A 20,508-nucleotide genomic window follows, 5' to 3' on the forward strand; every position below is an offset into this window, starting at 1 on the left:
GATCAGAAACGATGATTGAAGAAACCCAACGGCTCGAATCCATCTACCAACAAAAACTCACATCCCTAGCTGAACTCAAACAATCTCTCCTGCAAAAAACCTTCTCCGGCGAACTCACCACAGACAAGGAAGTATCCAATGCAATCCACAACAAGGAGGAAGTTGCATGACCGCTGAAACCCAAGCCCCCATCATCATTTTCGAGGACGCCGGCAAGGCCGTCGAGGTGCGGCTGGATACCGACCGCGAGACTGTCTGGCTTAGCCAGGCGCAGATGGTCGTGCTGTTTGGGCGGGATCAGTCGGTGATCTCGCGCCATGTTGGTAATGCTTACCGGGAGGGTGAGTTGGATCGGGAGACTACTATGCAAAAAATGCATAGTGCAAACTCAGACAAGCCAGTGGAGTTCTACAACCTGGATGTGATCATTTCAGTGGGTTACCGCGTCAAGTCTCATCAGGGTACCCGCTTCCGCCAGTGGGCCACCCGCGTCCTGCGCGAACACCTCACCCAGGGCTGGACCCTGAACCGCCAGCGCTTCGAGGAAAACGCCCGGGAACTGGAGGCGGCCCTGGCGCTGGTGCGCAAGGCCGCGCAAAGCCCGGCGCTGGACGCGGGCAGCGGTCGTGGTCTGGTGGATATCGTCAGCCGCTACGCCCAGACCTTTCTGCTGCTACAGCGCTACGACGAGGGCCTGCTGACCGAGCCACGTGCTCAGCCGGGTGGAAGTCTGCCCACACTGGAACAGGCGCGGGCCGCGCTGGACAGTCTGAAATCCGAGCTCATGGCCCGCAGCGAAGCCACCGATCTGTTCGCCCGGGACCGGGGCGACGGTCTGGCCTCGCTGCTGGGCAATCTGGATCAGAGCGTGTTTGGTGAGCCGGCCTATCCCAGCGTGGAGTCCAAGGCCGCGCATCTGCTGTATTTCGTGGTCAAGAACCACCCGTTTTCCGATGGCAACAAGCGCAGCGCGGCCTTCTTGTTCGTGGACTTCCTCCACCGTAATGGCCGCTTGCTGAATGCGGCAGGTGAGCCGGTGATCAACGACGTGGGCCTTGCGGCCCTGACCCTGCTGGTGGCCGAGTCCGATGCCGCCCACAAGGAGACCATGATCCGCCTGATCATGAACATGCTGGCTGGAGCCCGAGAGTGAAGGAAGCCGGCCTCAACGAAGCCGAAACCCGCGCAGAACTCATCGACCCGGCCCTGAAGGAGGCAGGGTGGGGTGTGATGGAGGCCAGCCGGGTACGGCGTGAGGTGATCACCCTCGGTCGGCTGCAGGGCGGCGGCAAACGGGCCAGGCAGGACATCGCCGACTACGTGCTGATCTATCGCGGCCAGAAGCTTGCGGTGATCGAGGCCGATGCCGTTCAGCGGTAACGATCCACCCCTAGGCCCGTGGGATCGATGTCCGGGGAACGTCCGCTGACCAGATCGGCCACGAATCTTGCCGAGCCCAGGGACATGGTCCAGCCCAGGGTGCCGTGGCCGGTGTTCAGGAACAGGTTGTCGTAGCGGGTCCCGCCCAGGATGGGCACGTTGTCCGGGGTCATGGGGCGCAGTCCGGTCCAGAACTCCGCCGCCTCCACCGCGCCGCCGCCGGGGAACAGGTCGCGCACCACGAATTCGATGGCCGCCCGGCGCTGTTGCGGCAGGTCCTTGTTGTCGCCGGCGATCTCCGCGATCCCGCCCACCCGGATGCGGTGGTCGAAGCGGGTGACGGCCACCTTGTACTTCTGGTCCATCACCGTGGACTGGGGTGCCCGATCCTCGTCCAGGATCGGCATGGTGAGGGAGTAGCCCTTGAGGGGATAGATGGGCAGATGGATGCCGATCCCGCCCAGTACCCTGGGTGATTCACAGCCCAGCGCCACTACGTAGCGGTCGGCGGTCAGGGTGCCGGTGGAGGTCCTGACGCCGGTGATTTTCCCGTTGCCGGTGTCGATGGCCTCGACCGAGGTGTTCATCAGGAAGGTCACGCCCAGGGTTTCACAGGCCTTTGCCAGGGCAAGGGTGAACTTGCGGCAGTCACCGGTCTCGTCTCCCGGCAGCAGCACGCCTCCGGCGATCTTTTCCCGCACGTGGGCCAGGGCCGGTTCATGGCGGATGCAGGCGTCCACGTCCAGCACGGCGTGGGGAATATCCCAGCGCTCCAGGATGGCCACATTGTCGCCGGCCTCCGCCAGATCCTTTTCCGTGCGGAACAGTTCCAGGGTGCCCTTCTGACGGCCATCGTAGTGCAGCGGCAGTTCTTCCCGCAGTGCCTTGAAGCATTCGGCGCTGTAACGGGCCACCCGCAGCATGCGTTCCTTGTTCACCGTGAAGGCCGAGCTGGTGCACTGCCCCAGCATCCTGACCAGAAAGCCCAATGCCCGAATGTCGATGGCCCTTGGGTTGATGTAGAGGGGGGCGAGGTCCTGCGTCAGCCATCGGATGGCCTTGAAGGGGACGCCCGGTGCGGCCCAGGGGGTGGAGTGGTCGAACGACAGCATGCCCGCATTGGCGTGACTGGTTTCCATGGCCGGTTCCTCCAGCCGGTCGATCACCGTCACTTCGTGTCCCGCCCTGGCCAGATACCAGGCGCTGGTGACACCGATCACGCCACTGCCCAATACCAGAACTTTCATGGGTGGAGCCTCATACGCCGGGAAGGGGATGGGTCTTTTCAGGTAAGAATGATTCGGTGCGGGAAAGTTTTCTGTTTGGCGGAAAAGTTGATGAGACGGGGAGCCAGTCACGGACTTTCAGCAGATCAGGGGCGGCGGATGAAAAAAGGGCGCGGCCGGAAGACGGCTGCGCCCGAGGGTTTCAGGGGGAATGATGGAGGCGGGGCCTCCATCACGAGGCTTACTTCAGATCAAAGCGATCCGCGTTCATCACCTTGACCCAGGCCTTGACGAAGTCCTTGACGAACTTCTCCCGGTTGTCGTCCTGGGCATAGACTTCGGCGTAGGAACGCAGGACCGAGTTGGAACCGAACACCAGGTCGACCCGGGTGGCCGTCCACTTCACCTCGCCGCTCTTGCGATCACGGATTTCGTAGAGGTTGTTGCCGGCCGGCTTCCAGCTGTAGCGCATGTCGGTGAGGTTGACGAAGAAGTCGTTGCTCAGCACGCCCACGCGGTCCGTGAACACACCATGCCGGGTGCCGCCATGGTTGGTGCCCAGGACGCGCATGCCGCCCACCAGCACCGTCATTTCCGGGGCGGTCAGCCCCATCAGCTGGGTGCGGTCCAGCAACAGCTCCTCGCCGGTGACCACATAGTCCTTCTGCTGCCAGTTGCGGTAGCCGTCGTGGATGGGTTCCAGCACGGCATAGGACTCGGTGTCGGTCATCTCCTCGGTGGCATCCCCACGGCCCGGTGCAAAGGGCACGGTGATGTCCACGCCGGCATCTCGTGCCGCCTTTTCCACCGCCGCCGTGCCGCCCAGCACGATCAGGTCGGCCATGCTCACCGGCTTGCTCAGGCCGGACTGGATGCCTTCCAGCACGCCCAGTACCTTCTTGAGACGTTCCGGCTCGTTGCCTTCCCAGTTGCACATCGGCGCCAGACGAATCCGGGCGCCGTTGGCGCCGCCCCGGTAGTCGGAACCACGGAAGGTACGGGCACTGTCCCAGGCAGTGGCGACCAGCTCGGAAACACTCAGGCCGCTGGCGAGGATCTTGTTCTTGAGATCGGCGATTTCGCCATCATCCAGGGTGTAATCCACGGTGGGGATGGGGTCCTGCCAGATCAGGTCTTCCTGGGGCACGTCCGGACCCAGGTAGCGGCTCTTCGGCCCCAGGTCGCGGTGGGTCAGCTTGAACCAGGCCCTGGCGAAGACCTCGTTGAAATACTCAGGATCCTTGTAGAAGCGCTCGGAGATCTCCCGATAGATGGGGTCCTTGATCATGGCCATGTCAGCGTCGGTCATGATCGGGTTATAGCGGATGGACGGATCTTCCACGTCCACCGGCTTGTCTTCCTCCTTGATATCGACAGGCTCCCACTGCCAGGCACCGGCCGGGCTCTTCTTCAGCTCCCATTCGTGTTCCAGCAGCATTTTGAAGTAGCCGTTGTCCCACTGGGTGGGGTAGGTGGTCCAGGCGCCTTCGATGCCGCTGGTGATGGTTTCACGGCCACAGCCCTTGCCCTGGGGGTTATGCCAGCCCAGACCCTGTTCCTCGACGCCGGCCCCTTCGGGGTCTGCGCCCAGCTTGGAGGCATCGCCGTTACCGTGGCATTTGCCCACGGTATGGCCACCGGCGGTCAGGGCCACGGTTTCCTCGTCGTTCATCGCCATGCGGGCAAAGGTGATGCGCACGTCATGGGCGGTCTTGAGTGGGTCGGGATTGCCGTCCACCCCTTCCGGGTTGACGTAGATCAGGCCCATCATCACGGCGGCCAGGGGGTTTTCCAGGTCGCGCTCGCCGGAGTAGCGGCTACCTTCGCCGCCGGACTTGGCCAGCCATTCCTTTTCGGAGCCCCAATAGATGTCTTTTTCCGGATGCCAGATGTCCGCGCGGCCGCCGGCGAAGCCGAAGGTCTTCAGACCCATGGACTCGTAGGCCATGTTGCCGGCCAGAATGATCAGATCGGCCCAGGAGAGCTGGTTGCCGTACTTTTTCTTGATCGGCCACAGCAGGCGACGGGCCTTGTCCAGGTTGACGTTGTCGGGCCAGCTGTTGAGCGGCGCAAAGCGCTGGTTGCCGGTCCCGGCCCCCCCGCGGCCGTCTGCAATGCGGTAGGTGCCGGCGGCGTGCCAGGCCATGCGGATCATCAAGCCGCCGTAGTGCCCCCAGTCGGCCGGCCACCAGTCCTGGCTGTCCGTCATCAGCGCCCGCAGGTCCCGCTTTACGGCTTCCAGATCCAGCTTTTTGAATTCCTCTGCATAATCAAAGTCCTCGCCCAGGGGGTCGGTCTTGGTGTCATGCTGATGAAGGATGTCCAGATTCAGTGCATTGGGCCACCATTCCATGTTGGAAGCCCCGCTGGCGGTGTTGCCGCCGTGTACCACCGGGCACTTGCCTCCGCTGCTGACGTTATTTCCGGCCATGTCTATCTCCCCATTTTCTGCTTGGTTGGTTGGTCTTGATCCGTCAATTCAGTCCCCGTTCGGGGCAGGGCAACCCGCTCAGGCGGCTGTGCGAGACCAGATTCCCCGGTGATTGTTGCCGGGAGTGACTCGCGTTAATCCGTTCGCCCTGCTTTCGTTATTAAGTTATAGAGGGTATGGGTAATATATTCAAATAAATGGTTTCCATTTTGGTAATAGTTTTAGTCAATCATTGGCTGTTTGGGTTTTCGGATGGAGGCCGTGCCTCCGGATACCCCGGTCTGCCATTCGCGGGTTATCCTCCCCGCATGTAAAACCTGGGAGATGGCACCCGTGTTGATGGTGCAGGGAATTGCCGGGCTGGTGGTCTTCATCGGTATCGCCTGGTTGCTCAGCGAGGATCGCTGGCGCATGCCCTGGCGGGCGGTGGCGGCGGGCCTGGGACTGCAGTTCGGTCTGGCGGCGTTGTTGCTGTGGGTGCCGGGCGGACGTCATCTGTTCCTGTGGGCCAACGAACTGGTCATTGCCCTGAGCCAGGCCACTCGGGCGGGCACGGCCTTTGTCTTCGGTTATCTGGGTGGTGCCGAGTTACCCTTCGAGGCCGAAGGGGCCGGGCAGGCCTTTGTCTTCGCCTTCCAGGCCTTGCCGCTGATCCTGGTCATGAGTGCCCTGTCGGCCTTGCTGTTCCACTGGCGTGTGTTGCCGCTGATCATTCGCGGGGCTTCCCGGGTGCTGGAGCGCAGTTTCGGCATCGGCGGAGCCCTGGGGGTGGGGACGGCGGCCAATGTCTTTCTGGGCATGGTGGAGTCCCCTCTGCTGGTGCGACCCTATCTGGCGCGCATGACCCGAAGCGAGCTGTTTGCCCTGATGACCGTGGGCATGGCCACTTTGGCGGGCACCATGCTGGTGCTCTATGCCACCTTCATCGGCCATGTGCTGGATGACGCCCTGGGGCACCTGATCATTGCCTCGGTGATCAGCCTGCCCGCGGCGCTGCTGATCGCGGCGGTGATGGTCCCCGCCACCGGCCCGGCCACTCAGGGGGCGCTGGACGAGGGGCTGGATCCGGCGGCCGGGACCATGGACGCCATCACCCGGGGTACCCTGCGGGGACTGGAGCTGTTGCTGCAGATCGTGGCCTTGCTGGTGGTGCTGATCGCCCTCGTGGCCCTGGCCAACGGCCTGCTGGGCCTGCTACCCGCGGTGGGGGGAGCCGACCTGAGCCTGGAACGCCTGTTGGGCTGGATCATGGCGCCGCTGGCGTGGTTGATGGGCATTCCCTGGGCGGAGGCCCAGGTGGCCGGGACATTGCTGGGTGTGAAGACCGTCCTCAACGAAATGCTGGCCTTCCTGCAGCTGGCGCAGCTGGACCCTCAGGTGCTTTCCCCGCGTTCCGAGCTCATCCTGATCTATGCCCTGAGCGGCTTTGCCAACCTGGGCAGTCTGGGCATCCTCATCGGTGGTCTGGGCGCGATGGTGCCGGAGCGGCGTGGCGAGGTGGTGGCACTGGGGATGCGAGCCCTGGTGGCCGGGACACTGGCCACCCTGATGACCGGAGCCGTAGTGGGGTTGCTGACGCCGTTGGGGTGAGTGGGGAAGGACATGGGCCTCTGTTGCCACGGCGTGTTTGGGAGTGTTGGAGTGGTTGGGAGTGAAGGAGCAGAGTGTGGCGGAGTTTCCGATGGAGCATTTCTTCAACAATGTCGGCACCCATGGTGCCGACGAACCGCCGTGCCATTGCCGGCATTGGGGCGACGCCGGTAGCGCGAGGGGGGCTTGAACATTGAAAATCCTCCACACCTCCGACTGGCATCTGGGCCGACGTCTTTTCGGCCGCCAGCGTTATGAGGAATTTGAGGCCTTTCTGGATTGGCTGGCCGTGCTCATCGAGGACGCCGGGGTGGATGTGCTGGTGGTGGCCGGGGATGTGTTCGACACCAGCACCCCCAGCAACCGGGCCCAGTCCCTGTATTACCGGTTTCTGTGCCGACTGGCCGGTTCCTGCTGTCGGCATGTGGTGGTGGTGGCCGGCAATCATGATTCCCCCACCTTTCTGGATGCCCCCCGCGAACTGCTGAAGGTGCTGGATGTGCATGTGATCGGCGCCGTGCCCGACGACCTTGCCGACGAGGTGCTGGTCCTGCATCACCCGGAGACGGGGACGGCGGAACTGGTGGTCTGCGCCGTGCCCTATCTGCGGGACCGGGATATCCGCCGGGTGGAGGCGGGGGAGAGCGTGGAAGACAAGGATCGCAAGCTGATCGAGGGGATCCGTGACCATTACCGCACCGTGGTCGAACTGGCCTGTCGGCGCCGGGCCGAACTGGACGGGCATCCGCCCATGCTCGCCACGGGCCATCTGTTCACCGCCGGTGGCCGGACGATGGACGGCGACGGCGTGCGGGATCTGTATGTGGGGTCTCTGGCCCACGTGGGTCGCGATATCTTCCCTGATGGTCTGGACTATGTGGCCCTGGGCCATTTGCACGTGGCGCAGACGGTGCAGGGCTCGGAGCGGGTGCGCTACAGCGGCTCGCCCCTGCCCATGGGGTTTGGCGAGGCCGGGCAGCGCAAGAGCGTCTGTCTGGTGGAACTGGAGGCGGGCGGCACCCTGACAGTGCGTTGTCCGGAGGTGCCGGTGTTCCAACCCCTGGCCCGGGTGCGTGGCGACTGGGAGGTGATCCAGGCCCGGTTGCGGGAACTGGTTGCCGCCGACTCGCGGGCCTGGCTGGAGGTCATCTACGAGGGGGAGGCGGTGATCGGTGATCTGCGGGCAAGGCTGGACGAGATCCTGGCGGGCAGCCGTCTGGAGGTCCTGCGGCTGAAGAATGCCCGGGTCATCGACCGTGTGCTGGCGCAGTGCCACGACCGGGAAACCCTGGATGATCTGGATGTCCATGATGTCTTCGAACGCTGCCTGACCCGGCATGAAGTGCCGGACACGCAGCGGCCGTCCCTGCGCCTGGCCTATCGGGAGACCGTGGCCGCCCTCCATGATGCCGACCCGCTTGCGGAATAGGACTCTGCCCCGTGCGCATCCTGCAGATACGTTTCAAGAACCTCAATTCCCTGGCCGGTGAATGGGAGATCGACCTGACCCATCCCGCTTTCACCGCCGACGGCATCTTTGCCATCACCGGTCCCACCGGCGCCGGCAAGACCACGTTGCTGGACGCCATCTGCCTGGCCCTGTACGGGCGCACGCCGCGCCTGCACCGGGTCAACCGCAGCGGCAACGAGGTCATGTCCCGGCACACGGGTGACTGCTTTGCCGAAGTCACCTTCGAGACGCCGGCGGGGCGCTATCGTTGCCACTGGAGTCAGCACCGGGCCCGACGGCGGCCCGACGGAGAGTTGCAGGCCCCCCGCCACGAGATCGCCAATGCGGACACCGGGGAGATCTTCGAGGCCAAGGTCCGGGGGGTGGCGGAACAGATCGAACAGGCCACGGGCATGGATTTCGAGCGTTTCACCCGTTCCATGCTGCTGGCCCAAGGCGGTTTTGCGGCCTTCCTGCAGGCGCCGCCGGACGAGCGCGCGCCGATCCTGGAGCAGATCACCGGCACGGAGATCTACAGCCGCATCTCCGTGGCCGTGCATGAGCGTCGCGGCGAGGCCCGCCGCACCCTTGAGCATCTACGGACGGCGCTGGAAGGCATGCGTCTGCTCAGCCCGGAGGAAGAGCAGCAGTTGTCGGCGGAACTGGCGGCGCGGCAGGCCCAGGAGACGGCCTTGCACGCACAGGTGGAACAGCAGCGCAAGGCCGTCGACTGGTTGGAGGGGATCGCGACACTGGAGGCCGCCCAGGCGCGGATCCGGGAGGAGGCAGCGGATCTTGAGGCCCGTATCGAGGCCTTCGCCCCGGATCGGCAGCGGCTGCACCGGGCCCGGCAGGCCCTGGAGTTGGCGGGCGATCATGCCGCCTTGATCCAGTTGCGCCAGGGTCAGGCACGGGATCGGGCGCGGCAGGTTGCCGGTGAGGCCGAGTTGCCCGGTGCCGAGGCGGCGGTCCGGCAGGCGGAAGCCGTCCTGCAGCAAACGCAGGAACAACTGAACACCGCCCGCGAGAGGCTGCGGGCGCGTCTGCCGGTGCTGCAGAAGGTACGGGAACTGGATCTGCAGGTCGCCGACCGGCGCGCCGCCCTGGCTCAGTCCCATGAGGTGTTGACCGCCTCGAAACAGCGTCTGGAGGCTCTGCAGGCGGAACAGACCGGGGCGGAAACGCGGTTGCAGGCGGGTCGGGAACAGATCGAGGCATTGCGTGGTGAACTGGACCGGACCCGTGCCGATGAAACCCTGGTGGGGCGGCTGACCGGCATCCGGGAGCAGGCCAATGCCCTGGAGGCCCTGCATCGACAGCAGGATGAGGGGATCACCGCGTTTCGGCAGTGTCGGGAGGCCCAGGAACGGGCCGAGGCGGAGCGACAGGCCTGCCAGGAGCGGTTTGAAGCCTTGACCCTGGCGCAGCAGGATCTGCAGGCCGGGTGGCAGGAGATCCACCAGGTCATGGAAACCCGGCTGCAGGGCCGGACCCTGGCCGACTGGCGCTTGGATCTGGCGGCGTTGCAGGCGCGGGAGACGCGGATCCGGCAGGCCGGGGAGGCCCTGGCGGCCCGGGATCAGGCTCACTCCCGGCTGGCGGCCCTGGTGGTGGAGGAGCAGGGACTGTCCGCAGACCTTGAGCGTCTGGGCGGGGAGACCGGAACCCTGGCCGAACGGCTCCACGGGCTGGAGGAGAAGGCGACATTGCTGGAGACCCAGCAGGGTCTGCTGCAGCGCATCGAGGCCCTGGAATCGGCGCGTGGGCAGTTACGGGACGGGGAACCCTGCCCCCTGTGCGGCGCCCTTGACCACCCCTATGCACGGGGCAATGTGCCCGCGGCGGACGAGACCCGGGAGGCCCTTGAGCGGGTCAGGACCGAACTGAAGACCCTGCGGCAACAGGACACGGATCTGCGGGTTCGACGGGCCCAGGTGGATAAGGATCTGGAACGGATTTCCCGGGAACGGCAGACCCAGGCCATGGCTCTGGAGGCGTGGACCACCGAACTGGTCCGCCATGGGGAAGCCCTGGCGCCGGCGGACCCCGAGTGGCCCGGGCGACTGGAGTCCCTGGCCGGGGAGAATGCCGATCAACTGAAGGCCGTCGCCTCGCGCATTGCGGCGGTGGAGGCGGACCAGACGGCGCTGGAGGGGCGTCGACAGGCATTGGAGCAGGCCCGGGAGGCGCTGGTCGAGGCGGAAAAGGCCTTGATGGCCGCCGGTCATCGCCGGGATGGGGAAGCGGCGACGGTCCGGCGACTGGACGGGGAGCTGTCGGAGTTGCGGACGCGTCTGGCCCGGCAGCAGGATCTGCTGCTGGGTTCGGTGCAGCCGCTGGGTATCCGGTCCGTCGAGCGGGCATCCCTGCCCGCGCTGCTGGAACAACTGGAACAGCGTCATGATCAATGGCAGTCCCGCCGGCAGGCCCTGGCGACCCTGGAGGGAGAACTCAAGGCCCTGGAGATCGGCATGACCCATCGTGCCGGACAGATCCGGGACAGCGTCGAGGATGTGCATCAGCGGTCCACCCAGGCCGACACCCTGAAACAGTCGACCGAGGCCCTTTGGGCCGAGCGCCGGCGGTTACTGGGGGAGCAGTCGCCGGAGACGGAACAGCAACCGCTGGAGGCCGCCGTGGAAGCGGCGGACGGGGCGCTGGAGTCGGCCCGGGAACAGGCCCGCCGGACGGGGGATGAATGCCGGCAGTTGCGCATCCGGCTGGAGGATCTGCGCACGGCCCTGGCGGAGCGGGAACCCCGGCTGCGGGAGGCGGAGACGGCCTTCCGGCAGCGCCTGGAGGCGCTGGGCCTGGCGGATGAGGCCGACTTCCAGGCCGCCTGTCTGCCGGAACCCGAGCGCCGGGCACTGAGCGAACAGGCCCAGGCACTGGAGGCGGAGCGGGTGGCCCTGGACGCCCGCGCCGAGGACACCCGCCGTCTGCTGGCGACGGCCCGGGAACAGGCTTTGACCGATCAGCCCCTGGTGGTACTGCGGGAACAGCTGACGGAGCAGATCCGTGCCCATCAGGCGGTGCAGCAGGCGATCGGCGGACTGCGTCAGCGCCTGGCGGACAATGATACCCTGCGGCACCGGTATCGGGAGCAGACGGCGGCCATCGAGGCACAGCAACGGGAGTGTGACCGCTGGGATCAGTTGCATGAACTCATCGGGTCCGCCGACGGCAAGAAATACCGCAACTTTGCCCAGGGGCTGACCTTCGACCTGATGATCGGCCACGCCAACCGGCAGTTGCAGAAAATGACGGACCGTTATCTGCTGATCCGCGACGAGGCCCAGCCGCTGGAGTTGAACGTGATCGACAGCTACCAGGGGGGCGAGATCCGTTCCACCAAGAACCTCTCCGGCGGCGAGGGTTTCATCGTCAGTCTGTCCCTGGCGCTGGGCTTGTCCCGTATGGCGGGGCGCCAGGTACGGGTGGATTCCCTGTTTCTGGACGAAGGGTTCGGCACCCTGGACGACGATGCCCTGGATACGGCCCTGCAGACCCTGGCGGGGCTGAGGGAAGAGGGCAAGCTGATCGGCCTGATCTCCCATGTATCCGCACTGAAGGAACGCATTGCCACCCGCATCCAGGTGACCCCCCAGACCGGTGGCACGAGCCGGATCAGCGGTCCGGGGTGTCGTGGGGGCGCATGATTTCGCCATAATGTTCCCCCGGAACCCACGAATGGAGCCTCGCCTTGGATCTCTTCCAGACCCTGGTCCTTGCCCTGGTACAGGGCCTGACGGAATTTCTCCCCATTTCCAGCGCCGCCCACCTGATCCTGGTGCCCGAGCTCACCGCCTGGGAGGATCAGGGGCTCACCTTTGACGTAGCCACCCATGTGGGCAGTCTGGCCGCCGTGATCTTCTACTTTCGCGCCGAGCTGCGGCGCATGGCCACCCACTGGGCCGGCTCGCTGGTGGGGAGGGGCTTTACCCCGGATGCCAAGCTGGCCTGGGCCGTGGGTCTGGGGACCATTCCGGCGGGCCTGGCGGGACTCCTGTTCCACGACGTGATCTCCACCAGCCTGCGTTCGGTGGAGGTGATCATCTTCACCACCATCACCTTCGCCCTGCTGCTGGGGCTGGCGGACTGGGTGGGTCGGCGGCGGCGGGATGAATACCAGATCGGCTGGCTGGATGTGCTGGTGATCGGCCTGGCCCAGGCCCTGGCGCTGATCCCCGGGGTCTCCCGCTCCGGTGCCACCATGACCGCCGCCCTGTTCATGGGGTTCAACCGTCAGGCGGCGGCCCGCTACTCCTTCCTGCTTTCCATTCCCATCATCGCCCTGGCGGGTGGCTATGAGACCTGGGGGCTCATCCAGGCCCCGGAGGAAAACGTCGCCTGGTCGATGATTCTGATCGGCGCCCTGGTGGCTGGGGTCAGCGCCTATCTGTGTATTCACCTGTTCCTCAAGCTGCTGGCCCGCATGAGCTTTTTGCCCTTCGTCATCTACCGGCTGCTGCTGGGGGCATTCCTGATCTTCATGTTCTGGTAAGTCCTGTCCGGGGAGGGGTGGCCATGGCCGATGGGTTTCGTTACGTGAGCAACCGCTTGAAGTTTCTGGTGGTGGTCATGGGGTTTGCCCTGGTGGCCGGGCTATGGCTGCTGCCCCAGGGGGCCCCGGTCACGGGACAGGTGAGCGCGACGGTGCTGGAGGTCAATGAAGGCACCGCCACCGGACTGCGCTCCGGCCAGTCCGTCACTCTGGTGACCCTGCGGGTCCGTCTGGAAACCGGCGAGGAAACCCGGGTCCAGGTACTGGGTCGTCCGCCCGCGGTGGGTGATACCGTCATGCTGCTGGAGTCGGCATACCCGGACGGCAAACGGCGCTATCGCCTGTTGCCGGAGCACGGTGTGGCGGACTGATCGCGGGAAACAACCCGCCGGTCACGGCCTGGTCAGCGGCAGGCAGACGCTGATCCGCAGTCCGCCCAGGGGGGAGGACGCGGCGGTGATCCGCCCCCCGTGACCTTCCACGATGCGCCGGCACAGGGCCAGACCCAGGCCCGCGCCACCGTGGCGCCGGCTGCGGGAAGGCTCTACCCGGAACAGGTGTTCGAACAGCAGGGGCAGGGCATCCGCGGGCACGCCGGGGGCGGTGTCATCCAGGGTGATGATGAGCTGCCGATCCTGTTGCCGGGCCTCCACATGCAGTCTGCCGCCGGGGTCCGTGTAACGCAGGGTGTTTTCCAGCAGGTTGTTCAGCAACTGCTTCAGGCGGGTCGGGTCGGCCTGGACGAAGGCCGGGGCGGGCGGCAGTGCCTGGGTGATGGTCAGCCGTTGCTGGGTGAAACGGGTCTGGTGCTGGACCGCGGTCTCCCGCAGCAGGGCGATCATGTCCACGCTTTCCCGGTGACAGTCAAGGCAGCCCACATCGCACAGGGCCAGCTGATAGAGGTCATCCACCAGTTTTCCCAGCAGGGCCGCCTCCGCCTGCAGTGACTGGAGTGCTTGCATGTCCAGCGTGCGGATGCCGTCTTCCAGCGCCTCCATTTCTCCCCGCAGTACCGACAGGGGGGTACGCAGTTCATGAGAGATGTCGGCGATCCAGCGGCGCTGGGCCGCTTCATTCCGCGCCAGGGTGAGGGCCAGCTGGTTGAAGTCCTCGGCCAGGGTCTGGAACTCATCCCGGGTGCGCAGTCGTACCCGGGCCGAGTAGTCGCCCGTGGTCAGGGCGCGGGTGCCGCCCGTCAGGGCCTGCAGCGGACCCAGCAGGCGGTTGGCCAGCAGGTAGGAGGCGATGGCGGCCACCAGCAGGGCGATCAGGCCGATGAGACCCAGTATCCGTTCCTGCTGGCGCTCGAACTGCTGGGCCAGCCCGTCGGTGATGTGGGTGGACGGCATCACATACAGGATGCCCACGGTGGTGCCGTCCACCTGCACCGGGTAACGCTTGCCCCCGTCCGGGAACGGCAGGGGCGGTCCGATCAGCCTGCGGCCCGTCTCATCCAGCAGGGCAAGACGTCCCGGTCGCCGGATCAGATCCTGAAGTACCGCGTCTTCGGACGGATAGGCCGGCGGCGCGCCGTCGGCCATCCGATGCAGGCGCCCCCACAGGCGCGGATTCTGTACCAGGGACCCCCAACTGCCGTTGACCCGGTAATACGCCGCCAGGGTGCGGGTGAAATTGTGCGCCTGTTCCTGCTCCACCTGCGCCAGATAACCCGCCAGTCCCTGCTGGAAGCTCAGGCGCGTGGCGCCCATGATGGCCAGGGTCAGGATGGCGAAGGTGATCACCATGGCGAGAAACAGCTTGGTGCGCAGCCCAGGGGCGGGTGGGTGAAGTTGAGCCAATGATTCAGGGTGCCAAGGAAGTGAAGCGGTAGCCGACACCATAGACCGCCTGGATCAGGCGGTGTCCCGGCGCAGCCGCCTGCAGTTTCCTGCGTAGGTTCTTGATGTGGCTATCCACCGTGCGTGCCGTTACCACCCTATGGTCATCGTAGAGGCCGTCGAGCAGGCTTTCCCGGCTCAGGACGGTGTTCGGCTGATCATGAAACTGTTGCAGCAGACGAAATTCCACGGGGGTGAGGGTGAGTTCCCGGCCGTTGAACACGGCCCGGTGACAGGCGGGTTCAAGATGCAGTCCCAAGGCATCCCGGGTGTGCATCGACGGTGGTATCGGCCCTTGTCCCACCCGGCGCAGCAGGGCCCGGACCCGGGCCATGACCTCCCGGGGGCTAAACGGCTTGCAGATGTAGTCATCCGCGCCCAGTTCAAAGCCCCTGAGCCGATCGGCTTCCTCGATCCTCGCGGTGAGCATGATGATGGGTACGGCGGATATCTGCCGGATCTCCCGGCACAGGCGCATCCCGTCCATGTCGGGCAGCATGATGTCCAGCAGGATCAGGTTGGGGGGGGTGGCACGAAGCCTGTCCATCACCGGTTGCCCGCTGTCCAGCAGGCTGACCGTGTAGTGGTCCCGATGCAGGTAATCCGAGAGCAGGGCGGCGATCTTGGGTTCGTCTTCCACCACCAGGACATGGGCGCGGGTCATGGGGTGGATGTCGGGCTGGGGGATTGGGATAGCAGACATGCCGTCGAAGGGAAGTCCATGAGGATTGTGGAGATTGTGTGAAGATGCGCCGCCCGGGTCGGTGGAAGGGGCGCGGACGCTGATAATATTAATCAATATTAATTTGCATTCGCACTCTTTTTTGTTTTCGTGTTTTTTGATGCCTTCGCTACCGGCTCGATGTGAACGACGCCCCCGGCGGAACCGCTTCGTGGGAGAAAGCGGCCCCCGGCGGCGAAGGACCTTGCCTGAGGACATCCGACGGTGATCTCCGTCGGCAGTCCGGCGCCCACGGGCCTCATGTATTCGGCCGTGTTTTCTTCGCTTTTCCTTTTCCATGCACAGGCGCATTCTTCCATGCTACGCAAACTCTGGTTCCAGCTTCACTGGTTCATGGGCATCACGGTCGGTGTCGTGCTGATCATCCTCGGCGTGACCGGGGGAATGCTGACCTTCGAGCGCGAGATCATCCGCGCCATCAACAGTGATGTCCTGCGGGTGGAGCCCCTGGACACACAACGCCTGTCTCCGGAGGCCCTGCTGCGACAGGCCCAAGAGGTCCTGCCGGAACGGCAGATCAATGCCCTGAGCCTGTCCTCCGATCCCCGGGATGCGGCCACCGTGAACGTGGCCGGTGATGGGCCGCAGGCACGCCGCGGGGTCAATCACTACTTCAATCCCTACACGGGTGAACTGATCGGCGCCGAACTCAAGGGGCAGGCCTTCTTCCGTACCCTGCAGCGCCTGCATCGCTGGCTGCTGATGGGGGACGTGGGCAAGCAGATCACCGGGGCGGCCACCATCATGCTGATCATCCTGGTGCTGTCGGGCATCTATCTGCGCTGGCCCCGGTCCTGGAAGGCCCTGGCCGGTTGGTTCACCTTCAGTTTTCGCCGCTCGGGGCGCGGGTTCGTCTCCAGCATGCATGGGGTGGTGGGTACCTGGGTGCTACCCCTCTATCTGCTGGCAGCCCTGACGGGGCTGTATTGGTCCTATGACTGGTACCGGGCCGGCCTGCATGATCTCAGCGGCGTACCCATGCCGGTGCGCCCGGGTCCCCCGCAACCCGCCCAGGAGGGCAATGCCGATGCCCGGCCGGGCAGTGCCCGAGGCGGAGAAGCGGGTCCCCGTGGCCCCATGGGCCGTGAGGCGTCTTCGCCCCGGGAGCCGGCGGCTGACCGTTTTGCGCAGGTGGACAGGGTCTGGCGGCTCTTCGAGCAGGCGGCACCGCTGGGCTATTCCACTGTCAACCTGCGTCTGCCCCAGCCGGGGGGAGATTACCAGTTCATGTATTTTGACCCCCGGCCGGCCCACGAGCGGGCCTGGAACCGCCTGACCCTGGCGGCCGGCACCGGCGAAGTGCAAAGCCATATCCGCTATGCGGACCGTCCCCTGAATGAAAAGCTCATGTCCAGCATGCTGCCGCTGCACAGCGGCTCGTTCTTCGGCATGCCCGGCCGCATCGCCATGATGGTGGCCAGTCTGATCATGCCCCTGTTCGCCATCACGGGGCTGGTGCTGTATATCGATCGCCGCCGCAAGGCCCAGGTGGCCCGGTCGGCCCTGCTTCAGGCCGGGCTGAAGCCCACGGGCGAGCGCGGGACCGGGGAGGGAGAGCGTATCCATGTGGTCTTCGCCAGCCAGACCGGCAACGCCGAGACCCAGGCCTGGAAGACGGCGGGGGCGTTCCAGGCTGCCGGCCTTGCGGTGGCAGTCCATCCGCTGGGCACGCTGACCCCGAATGACCTCAAGGGCATGGGACGCGTGCTGTTCATCGCCTCTACCTACGGGGAGGGGGCGGCGCCTGCGTCGGCCCGTCCCTTTGTCAGCCTGATGAAACAACCCTGCCCGGATCTGAGCATGCTGGGGTATGCGCTGCTGGCACTGGGTGATCGCGGCTATCCCCATTTCTGCGCCTTTGGCCGGGATCTGGATGCCTGGCTGCAATCCTGTGGCGCAAAAGCCCTGGCACCCCGCATTGAAATGGACGGCAGCAGTCCCGAGGCCGCCCTGGCTCAATGGCAGACCCTATTGCGTTCCCTGGGGGCCGCCGAGGAAGCATTTGCTCAAACACCTGTCAACGGATGTCCGGCATCGGCGTAATGGATATTGAAGGGGGGGGAGCCCCCCGTAGCCGACGATCCCGCCATCCGGAGCCTGAACCGCCCCATGAATCCGCCCATCCGTTCCCAACGGCGTCGGCCGCGCCGCCGTGCCTTCATCCTGCTGATGGTCCTGCTCCTGCTGGCTGGTGGGGCCTATGGTGCCTGGAACTGGTTCGGCGGCGGCAAGGACGAGGAAACCACCCGGCTGACCGCCAAGGTCAGTCGGGGTGACATCGAGAATCTGGTGACTGCCACCGGCACCCTGCAGCCCAGGCGTTATGTGGATGTGGGGGCGCAGATCTCCGGTCAGGTGATGGCCATCCATGTGGAGGTGGGCAGCCAGGTGGAGGAGGGGCAGTTGCTGGCGGAGATCGATCCCACGGTCTATCTGGCCCGGGTGGATGCCAGTCGCGCCCAGCTCCGCTACCAGCGTGCCCAGCTGCAGGACCGGGAGGCCCAGCTGGCCCTGGCCCGAATCACCCACACCCGGCAACGCAACCTGTATGCGGAGGACGCCACCACCCTGGAGTCCCTGCAGACCGCCGAGGCCGGTCTGAAGTCGGCCCAGGCCCAGATCGAGATGCTCAAGGCCCAGATCGAGCAAACCGAATCCAGCCTGCGGGCCGACGAGGCCAATCTGGAGTACAGCCGGATCCTGGCCCCCATGGCCGGTACGGTGGTGTCCATCACTGCCCGTCAGGGGCAGACCCTCAATGCCAACCAGCAGGCCCCCATCATTCTGCAAATTGCGGAACTGTCCACCATGACCGTGCAGACCCAGGTCTCGGAAGCGGATATCTCCCGTCTGCAGCCCGGCATGGCGGTCTATTTCACCACCCTGGGTGGGGGGGAACGTCGTTGGTACGGCAGTCTGGAACGTATTGAGCCCACGCCGACGGTCACCAACAACGTGGTGCTCTACAACGCCCTGTTCAACGTGCCCAATCCGCGCCACTTCCTCATGACCCAGATGACGGCGCAGGTCTTCTTCATCGAATCGGCGGCGCGGGACACCCTGCTGGTGCCCATGTCGGCGCTGACCCTGACCGGTCCGGCCGCGGGTCGCACGGGGCGTCCCGGGATGCGGGAGGCCCGGCCGGGGTCCGGGGATGAAGAACCCCCCGTCGTCCGGGCGCGTCGCGGTCTGGTCACGGTGCTCAAGGACGATGGACGCATCGAGGAACGGGTGGTCGAGATCGGGGTCAGCAACCGGGTGCAGGCCCAGGTGCTGTCCGGTCTGGAGGAGGGCGAGACGGTGGTGCTGGCCGGTCGCGCGCCCACGGCCCCGTCCACGACGCCCCGCCAGGCCGGCGGTGACCGCATCCCGGGGCTGGGTCCCACCGGCATGGGGCCGGGGCTGCGCTGATGACGACCGCCGGCACGCACCCACTCATCCGGCTCTCCGGCGTCACCCGCTGCTTCGTCAACGGGGATCTGGAGGTGCCGGTACTCCACGGCATCGACCTGGAGATCCAGGCCGGAGAATTCGTGGCCATTGTCGGCGCCTCCGGTTCCGGCAAGTCCACCCTCATGAACATCATCGGGTGCCTGGACCGGCCTTCCGGGGGGCATTACCACTTCATGGGAGAGGACGTCTCCGGGCTGGACCCGGATGATCTGGCGGCCCTGCGCCGGGAGGCCTTCGGCTTCGTGTTCCAGAGCTACAACCTGATCCAGGGTCTGTCCGCCCGGGAGAACGTGGAGGTGCCCGCCCTGTATGCGGGTCTGGCTCCGGCGCAACGCCATAAGCGTGCCGAATCCCTGCTCACCCGGCTGGGGTTGGGAGAGCGTCTGGAACACCGTCCCGCCCAGTTGTCCGGCGGTCAGCAGCAGCGGGTATCCATCGCCCGGGCGCTGATGAACGGGGGCCGCATCATCCTTGCCGATGAACCCACCGGGGCCCTGGACAGCCGCAGCGGCAAGGAGGTGATGGAACTGCTCAAGGATCTGTCGGCCCAGGGCCATACCATCATCCTCATCACCCATGAGGCGGAAGTGGCCGCCTATGCGGATCGGGTGATCGAGGTGCGTGATGGCCGGGTGCTGTCCGATACCGGCGCATCCCGGGTGGCCGAAGCCTTGCCGGAGCCCGTGATCAATGGGCAGTCCTCCCTCCCGGGGGAAGTGTTCGAGGCCACCCGTACCGCCTTCAGGGCCCTGAGCGCCAACCTGTTCCGTTCCATCCTCACCCTGCTGGGCATCGTCATCGGCGTGGCTTCGGTGATTTCCATGCTGGCCATCGGCGACGGGGCAAAACAGGTGGTGGTGGACCGCATCAGCGCCATGGGCACCAACCTGCTGCTGGTGCGCCCCTGGGCGCCGAACATGCGCGGTTTCGGCATCACCACCCTGGTCCATGAGGACGTGGTGGCCATCAACGAGTTGGACAACATCATTGCCGCGGTGCCGGAACTGACGGGCAATGTGACCTTGCGATACGCCGGCAGGGATCAGTCCACCTCGGTGACGGCCACCTCCGCAAGCTTTGTCGCGGCCCGCAACTGGCCGGTGGCGCAGGGGGTCTTCTTTGACGAAGCGGATGAGCAGAGCTATGCCACCGTGGCGGTGCTGGGCGATACCGTGGCCCGGGCGCTGTTTCCCGGGGAGGATTCCCTGGGCCGGTTCGTGATGGTGAACAACATCCTGTTCCAGGTGATCGGCGTGATGACGCCTCGCGGCGCCTCGCCCATGGGGCAGGACCAGGATGATGTGGTGTTCATGCCCTTTCATACCGGCAGCCTGCGGGTATTCGGCCAGCGCAACCTGCGTAACGTGACCGTGGCGGTGAAGGATGTCTCCCGCATTGACGAGACCCAGGCGGCGGTGCACGCCCTGCTGCTGCAGCGCCATGGGGTGGAAGACTTCCAGATCCGCAACATGGCCTCCCTGCTGGACAGCGCCAGCGAAACCCAGAACACCCTCACCCTCCTGCTGGCTTCCATTGCCGCCATCTCCCTGCTGGTGGGCGGGATCGGGGTGATGAACATCATGCTGGTGAGCGTCACCGAGCGGACCCGGGAGATCGGCATCCGCATGGCCACCGGGGCGCGCATGCGCAACATCCAGCAGCAGTTCCTGATCGAGGCGGTGACGGTGTCCGCCCCGGGCGGGGCCATCGGGGTGGTGGTCGGTCTGGGGGTGGCGGCCCTGATCGGGCATCTGGGCACGCCCATCCAATACAGTCCGACACCGGTGATGCTGGCCTTCGGCTGTGCCTTTGCCACCGGTCTGGTGTTCGGTTACCTGCCCGCCCGCAAGGCCGCCCGGCTGGACCCGGTGGTGGCACTGGCCTCGGAGTGAAC

General features: G+C 65.6%; 14 protein-coding genes and 1 pseudogene. 11 read left to right on the top strand and 4 right to left on the bottom strand.

The window, feature by feature from the left end:
- The first annotated feature begins 11 nt into the window (after window positions 1–11).
- The 3 genes and pseudogenes from ECTPHS_RS14745 to ECTPHS_RS01200 all read left to right on the top strand — a co-directional run.
- A complete protein-coding gene (locus tag ECTPHS_RS14745) occupies window positions 12–170 on the top strand; it encodes a hypothetical protein (protein WP_008930843.1) in 159 nt (52 codons plus the stop codon).
- On the top strand, window positions 167–1,153 hold the full coding sequence (gene rhuM, locus ECTPHS_RS01195) for a Fic family protein (protein WP_008930844.1): 987 nt from the start codon (window positions 167–169) through the stop codon (window positions 1,151–1,153). The genes ECTPHS_RS14745 and rhuM overlap by 4 nt, the downstream gene beginning before the upstream one ends.
- A pseudogene (locus ECTPHS_RS01200) lies at window positions 1,150–1,368 on the top strand (hypothetical protein); the annotation flags it as partial. The gene rhuM and the pseudogene ECTPHS_RS01200, both read left to right, overlap by 4 nt.
- A 2-nt stretch (window positions 1,369–1,370) precedes the next feature.
- Here the strand turns inward: ECTPHS_RS01200 and ECTPHS_RS01205 are convergent.
- Both ECTPHS_RS01205 and katG read right to left on the bottom strand, forming a co-directional pair.
- The gene (locus ECTPHS_RS01205) at window positions 1,371–2,627 is read right to left on the bottom strand and encodes a D-amino acid dehydrogenase (RefSeq protein ID WP_008930846.1); all 1,257 of its coding nucleotides are present in this window, start codon (window positions 2,625–2,627) and stop codon (window positions 1,371–1,373) included.
- Between the two features lie 220 nt (window positions 2,628–2,847).
- Entirely contained in the window at window positions 2,848–5,037 is a 2,190-nt protein-coding gene (gene katG, locus ECTPHS_RS01210; RefSeq protein WP_008930847.1) for a catalase/peroxidase HPI, read from the bottom strand.
- A gap of 324 nt (window positions 5,038–5,361) precedes the next feature.
- Here katG and ECTPHS_RS01215 point away from each other — a divergent pair, with 324 nt between their 5' ends.
- The 5 genes from ECTPHS_RS01215 (at window position 5,362) to ECTPHS_RS01235 (ending at window position 12,952) form a co-directional block, all read left to right on the top strand.
- A complete protein-coding gene (locus ECTPHS_RS01215; protein ID WP_008930848.1) occupies window positions 5,362–6,627 on the top strand; it encodes a NupC/NupG family nucleoside CNT transporter in 1,266 nt (421 codons plus the stop codon).
- Between the two features lie 193 nt (window positions 6,628–6,820).
- A complete protein-coding gene (locus ECTPHS_RS01220) occupies window positions 6,821–8,056 on the top strand; it encodes an exonuclease SbcCD subunit D C-terminal domain-containing protein (RefSeq protein ID WP_008930849.1) in 1,236 nt (411 codons plus the stop codon).
- 11 nt (window positions 8,057–8,067) lie between these two features.
- Window positions 8,068–11,736: an AAA family ATPase gene (locus ECTPHS_RS15350; RefSeq protein WP_008930850.1), complete on the top strand. Its 3,669-nt coding sequence runs from the start codon at window positions 8,068–8,070 to the stop codon at window positions 11,734–11,736.
- Window positions 11,737–11,780: 44 nt separating this feature from the next.
- Window positions 11,781–12,581 carry an undecaprenyl-diphosphate phosphatase gene (locus ECTPHS_RS01230; RefSeq protein ID WP_008930851.1) on the top strand — a complete coding sequence of 267 codons (801 nt, stop codon included), beginning with the start codon at window positions 11,781–11,783 and terminating at the stop codon, window positions 12,579–12,581.
- Window positions 12,582–12,604: 23 nt separating this feature from the next.
- On the top strand, window positions 12,605–12,952 hold the full coding sequence (locus tag ECTPHS_RS01235) for a hypothetical protein (RefSeq protein WP_008930852.1): 348 nt from the start codon (window positions 12,605–12,607) through the stop codon (window positions 12,950–12,952).
- Between the two features lie 21 nt (window positions 12,953–12,973).
- Here ECTPHS_RS01235 and ECTPHS_RS01240 read toward each other — a convergent pair whose 3' ends face one another.
- Both ECTPHS_RS01240 and ECTPHS_RS01245 read right to left on the bottom strand, forming a co-directional pair.
- Window positions 12,974–14,326: an ATP-binding protein gene (locus tag ECTPHS_RS01240; protein WP_008930853.1), complete on the bottom strand. Its 1,353-nt coding sequence runs from the start codon at window positions 14,324–14,326 to the stop codon at window positions 12,974–12,976.
- Window positions 14,327–14,384: 58 nt separating this feature from the next.
- A complete protein-coding gene (locus ECTPHS_RS01245) occupies window positions 14,385–15,122 on the bottom strand; it encodes a response regulator (RefSeq protein WP_246828288.1) in 738 nt (245 codons plus the stop codon).
- Between the two features lie 336 nt (window positions 15,123–15,458).
- Between ECTPHS_RS01245 and ECTPHS_RS01250 the strand changes: the two genes are divergently transcribed.
- The 3 genes from ECTPHS_RS01250 to ECTPHS_RS01260 all read left to right on the top strand — a co-directional run bounded on the left by ECTPHS_RS01250 (window position 15,459) and on the right by ECTPHS_RS01260 (window position 20,506).
- On the top strand, window positions 15,459–17,204 hold the full coding sequence (locus ECTPHS_RS01250; protein WP_168044630.1) for a PepSY domain-containing protein: 1,746 nt from the start codon (window positions 15,459–15,461) through the stop codon (window positions 17,202–17,204).
- Window positions 17,205–17,270: 66 nt separating this feature from the next.
- Window positions 17,271–18,572: an efflux RND transporter periplasmic adaptor subunit gene (locus tag ECTPHS_RS01255; protein WP_008930856.1), complete on the top strand. Its 1,302-nt coding sequence runs from the start codon at window positions 17,271–17,273 to the stop codon at window positions 18,570–18,572.
- Window positions 18,572–20,506 carry a MacB family efflux pump subunit gene (locus ECTPHS_RS01260; RefSeq protein ID WP_008930857.1) on the top strand — a complete coding sequence of 645 codons (1,935 nt, stop codon included), beginning with the start codon at window positions 18,572–18,574 and terminating at the stop codon, window positions 20,504–20,506. The genes ECTPHS_RS01255 and ECTPHS_RS01260 overlap by 1 nt, the downstream gene beginning before the upstream one ends.
- Window positions 20,507–20,508 lie beyond the last annotated feature (2 nt).

It is taken from the genome of Ectothiorhodospira sp. PHS-1, from assembly GCF_000225005.1.
In the GTDB taxonomy this organism is placed as follows: domain Bacteria; phylum Pseudomonadota; class Gammaproteobacteria; order Ectothiorhodospirales; family Ectothiorhodospiraceae; genus Ectothiorhodospira.